The sequence below is a fragment of the Arthrobacter sp. Y3223164 genome (genome assembly GCF_059091005.1).
In genome coordinates, this window is the sequence record NZ_JBNHGF010000242.1 from 1 (window position 1) to 4,340 (window position 4,340).

At 68.8% G+C, this 4,340-nt stretch carries 3 protein-coding genes and 2 pseudogenes; all 5 read left to right on the forward strand.

Features of this window, described 5'->3' with window-relative positions; genetic code table 11:
* Positions 1–144 precede the first annotated feature (144 nt).
* A pseudogene (locus AC5RUJ_RS11755) lies at positions 145–447 on the forward strand (HAD hydrolase family protein); the annotation flags it as partial.
* A 114-nt stretch (positions 448–561) separates the two neighbouring features.
* Complete coding sequence (locus tag AC5RUJ_RS11760; RefSeq protein WP_494075076.1) at positions 562–1,479, forward strand: N-acetylneuraminate synthase family protein; 918 nt, start codon at positions 562–564, stop codon at positions 1,477–1,479.
* A 9-nt stretch (positions 1,480–1,488) separates the two neighbouring features.
* The gene (locus AC5RUJ_RS11765) at positions 1,489–2,460 is read left to right on the forward strand and encodes a glycosyltransferase family 2 protein (RefSeq protein ID WP_494075063.1); all 972 of its coding nucleotides are present in this window, start codon (positions 1,489–1,491) and stop codon (positions 2,458–2,460) included.
* Positions 2,457–3,809: a polysialyltransferase family glycosyltransferase gene (locus tag AC5RUJ_RS11770; protein WP_494076892.1), complete on the forward strand. Its 1,353-nt coding sequence runs from the start codon at positions 2,457–2,459 to the stop codon at positions 3,807–3,809. Before AC5RUJ_RS11765 ends, AC5RUJ_RS11770 begins: the two co-directional genes overlap by 4 nt.
* 10 nt (positions 3,810–3,819) lie before the next feature.
* Positions 3,820–4,340 (forward strand): annotated as a pseudogene (locus tag AC5RUJ_RS11775) (hypothetical protein); the annotation flags it as partial.

Consider the following 4,340-nt stretch of genomic DNA (forward strand, 5'->3'; position numbering starts at 1 on the left):
GACCGCGCCGCGGCGGGCGCCGCGGAGGCCGGCGCCGTCGACGTTGACGCCCTGGTCATGGACTTCGACGGCGTCCACACCGACGACCACGCCTTCGTGAACGCCGAGGGCGAAGAGTTCGTCCGCGTCAGCCGCGAAGACGGCATGGGAATCTCCCGGCTGCGCAGCACCGGAATTCCGCAACTGATTTTGTCCACCGAACGCAACAAGGTGGTCAGCGCCCGGGCCGGGAAACTCGGCATCGACGTCCTCCAGGACGTCTCGGACAAGGCCGGAGCGGTCCGCCAATGGATGGCCGTGAACCGGTTGGACCCCGACCGGGTTGCCTACGTGGGCAACGACGTCAACGACCTGCCCGCCATGGGCGTCGTTGGTTGGCCGGTGGCTGTGGGCGACGCCCGCGCCGAGGTCAAGGCCGCGGCACGGACCGTGCTGCAGCATCACGGCGGTGAGGGCGCGGTCCGCGAGATCTGCGAACTCATCCTCGCCGCCCACAGCGGTGCCGGCGGCCCCCGCCGCCTTCAACAAGCCACCACAGCAACAACCAGAGAGAGTGCACAGATGACTACCGAAGCTACCGTTTCCGTCAATGTTCCCGCCGGTTCCCCGGCGCCCGTCGTGATTGGCGACGTGCAGGTCGGTGCCGGACAGCCGGTTTACGTGATCGGCGAGATCGGCATCAACCACAACGGCGACATCGAGATCGCCAAGCAGCTGATCGACGTCGCCGCCGAGGCCGGCGCCAACGCGGTGAAGTTCCAGAAGCGCACCCCGGAGATCTCCACCCCCGCGGACATGCGGGACAAGATGCGCTCCACCCCGTGGGGCGAGATGACCTACCTGGACTACCGGTACCGGGTCGAGTTCGACATGCCGATCTACCAGAAGCTCATCTCCCACGCCGCCGACCGGGGCCTGCACTGCTTCGCCTCGCCGTGGGACGTGCCCTCGGTCGCGTTCATGGAGGAAGCCGGCGCGCTGACCCACAAGGTCGCCTCCGCCTCCGTGACCGACCTTGAACTGCTCACCGCGCTGCGCGAGACCGGCAAGCCGGTGATCCTGTCCACCGGCATGTCCACGATCGAGCAGATCGACAAGGCCGTAGAGGTTCTGGGCACGGACAAGCTGATCCTGATGCACGCCACCTCCACCTACCCGCTGCCGCCGGAAGAGGCGAACCTGCGGATGATCACCACGCTGCAGGAGCGCTACCAGGTGCCGGTGGGCTACTCCGGGCACGAACGCGGCCTGCAGATCTCGCTGGCCGCAGTGGCCCTGGGCGCGGTGACGGTGGAACGGCACATCACCCTGGACCGGACCATGTGGGGCTCGGACCAGGCCTCCTCGCTGGAGCCGAAGGGCTTCGAGGCGCTGATCCGCGACATCCGGATCCTGGAAGAAGCCATGGGCGACGGCGTCAAGCGCGTCTTCCCGGGCGAGCTGGCACCGCTGTCCCGCCTGCGCCGGGTGGACGGCTAAGCACACGCCATGAACCAGCCATTACTGAGCGTCATCATCCCGGCGAAAGACCAGGCCCCTTTCATCCGCGACGCGATGACCAGCCTGACCCGCCAGTTCGATGATCCCTCGGTCATGGAAATCATCGTCGTCGATGACGGTTCCACCGACGGGACCGGGGAGCTGGCCGCCGCCTTCACCGGCCGGCTCCCCGGCCTGCACATCCTTCGAAACGACGCCCCCACCGGCCTGGCCGCGGCCCGCAACAAGGGGCTGGACGCCGCCGCGGGACGCTACATCGCCTTCCTTGACCCGGATGACTGGTACGCGCCCCGCCACCTGTCACGCATCACGGCGGAAATCAGGGAGCTGGGGGTGGACTTCCTGCGGGTGGACCACGTGCGGCACGCCGGGGGAATCCGGACCATTCACCGGGCGCCGCAGGCCGTGCGCGGCGTCGCCCTCGATCCCCGCCAGGACATCGGACCCATGGACGCCTCATCCATGGTGGACTATCCGTTCGCGCCCTTCGGCATCTTCGACGGCGCGCTGCGGGAGGCCGGGCTGCTGCACTTTGTGGACGGCCTGCATACCGCCGAGGACCGTCCCTGGATTTGGCGCCTGCACCTGGAGGCAACCTCCTACGCGGTTTCGGACCAGTTGGGGGCCTTCTACCGCCGCGGCGTAGCGACGTCCCTGAGCCAGATCTTCGACCGCCGGCAGTTGGATTTCCTGCGCAGCTACGCCGAGGTCTTCCGGCTGGTGGCCGAGGACCGCGAGGCAGACCGCTTCCGGCCGAAGGCGATCCGGCAATTCCTGGCCATCGCCTGCCATCACCTCGAGCGGTCGGAGAAGATGACCAGGGCCGTCCGCCGCGAACTGACGTCCGGGATCCGGGCCGTTGTGGCCGCCCTCCCGGCCCCCGCCGTCGGCAGCTGTTTGGCGGGCATGGACAAGAACCGGCGCCAGAAGTTGGAATCAGCGATCGGACCACTGCAGTGAAAGAACTTTTCGTCGTCTCGACCCTCTACCAGGTCGTCTCGCTGGCGGCGGCCGTCGACGACGGGACCCTGCCGGCCACCGGTGCCGAACGCATCCTGGTGTTGACGAACAACGCCTTGATTCCGGAAATCACCGTCCCGTTCCACGAATCCCCGGGCTTCACCGAAGCCGCCCGCAGGTTCGACCGCGTGGTCGACCTCGGCGAGCTGCTCTGGCCCCGCCGGCCGGGGCAATTCAATCCCCGCGAACAAGACCTGGATCTGTGGCAAAGGCTGCTGCGCTCGGAATGGGACCTGGGCAGCGACCCGGTCCATCTCTACGTCGAGTCCATCCAGGTCAACCCCGCGATTGCCCTGGCCCGGACCTTCGCCCAGGCCGCCGTCTCGGTTCACTCGGACGGCCTGATGAGCTACGGACCCACCCGGAACCCCGTCCCGCTGGCCGTGGCCCAGCGGCTCGATTCCCTGCTGTACGTGGACCTCGTCCCCGGGCTGCGCCCGCAGTTGCTGCGCGAGCATGAACCCAAGCTGCTGCCGGTGGATCCGGCCTCCCTGCGCCGCGCGATGGAGGAGTTGGACCGGTCGGTGCCGCCCCTGGTGATTCCGGCGTCCCAGCCCGGTGCCGCCGCCGGCAGCGCGCTGCTGCTCGGCCAATACCTGTCCGAGCTCGGGATCCTGTCGGCCGAGGAAGAAGTGGCGCTGCACCGAGGGATGATCGAAAAGGCCCTGGAGCGGGGGATCCGGCACTGCATCTTCAAGCCCCATCCCAACGCCGGACCGGCAGCCCTGCGCTCCGTCCAGTCGGCGGCGGTGGACCTCGGGGTACGGCTGGAGATCCTGGAGTCCCCGGTACCTGCGGAAGTGGTGATGCAGCGCCTGCAGCCCCGGCTGGTGGTCAGCTGTTTCTCCACCGCCCTCATGACCGCCAGGTACCTGTTCGGCATCGACGCGGCGGCCGTAGGAACCGAACTGCTGCTGGAGCGCCTGACCCCGTACGAAAACAGCAACCGCGTGCCGGTCACCATCATCGACGCAATCCTGGAACGGAACTTCCACGCCCCGGACCAGGAGGGGGCAGACACTCCCCCTGCCGGCCGCCTGCAGCAACTGGTCGACGCCGTCTCCTACTGCATGCAGGCCGATACGCTGGCAGCAGGCCGCCCGGGCGCGGAAACGTATCTGCAGCACATCCAGGACGGACCCCACATGCGCTACTTCAAGCGGCGACGGCTGACCAAGCTTCAACTGCCGGGCGGATTGCCGGCTGCCGTGGCCGCCCGCCCGCTGGCCAAAGTCGGGCGGCTGGGCCGGCGTGCGGTCCGCAAGCTCCGGTCCCGGGCAGCATCGTGAGGCGGGCGCCATGACGGAAACGGCGATCACCGCGGCCTTCCTTCCCCAGCTGGGACCGGCGGCGGACGGTTATCCGACCCGTCCACCCGTCGGGTCCAAGACGCAGCGCGGGCGCCGGAGCGAACTGGTGCGCCCCCGCTTTGGCCGGGCCGCCGTTTGGGCCGAGTCCCCGTTGCAGTTGCTCAGCGCCGTCGAGGCGCACGGTGCCGGCCTGCTCGGCCGGGACACGCTCATCTACCCGCGCAGCGATGCCGTCGGCATGGACAGCACCCTGCAGTCGCTGATGGAACAAGTGCCAAGCGGCGTCCGGTTCGCGCCGCCGGCGGCCACCCTCCCGGCGGTGCGCAACAAAAAGCTCGACCGCTGGGTCACCGGCGACGCCTACTCCGGCAAGGTCCAGGCGGAACTGTTGCGCGGCGTGGGCGCGGACGAACTGGTCATCGTGGACGACGGCCTGGCAACGCTGAGCCTGCTGCACATGCTCGTCAGCGTGCGGCCCGTCCCGCTGATCCGGCCGCGGGCTGTGCCGAC

Coding starts and splice junctions, on each gene's coding strand:
- AC5RUJ_RS11765 (WP_494075063.1), top strand. CDS start 1,489: ATGAACCAGCCATTACTGAGCGTCATCATCCCGGCGAAAGACCAGGCC.
- AC5RUJ_RS11760 (WP_494075076.1), top strand. CDS start 562: ATGACTACCGAAGCTACCGTTTCCGTCAATGTTCCCGCCGGTTCCCCG.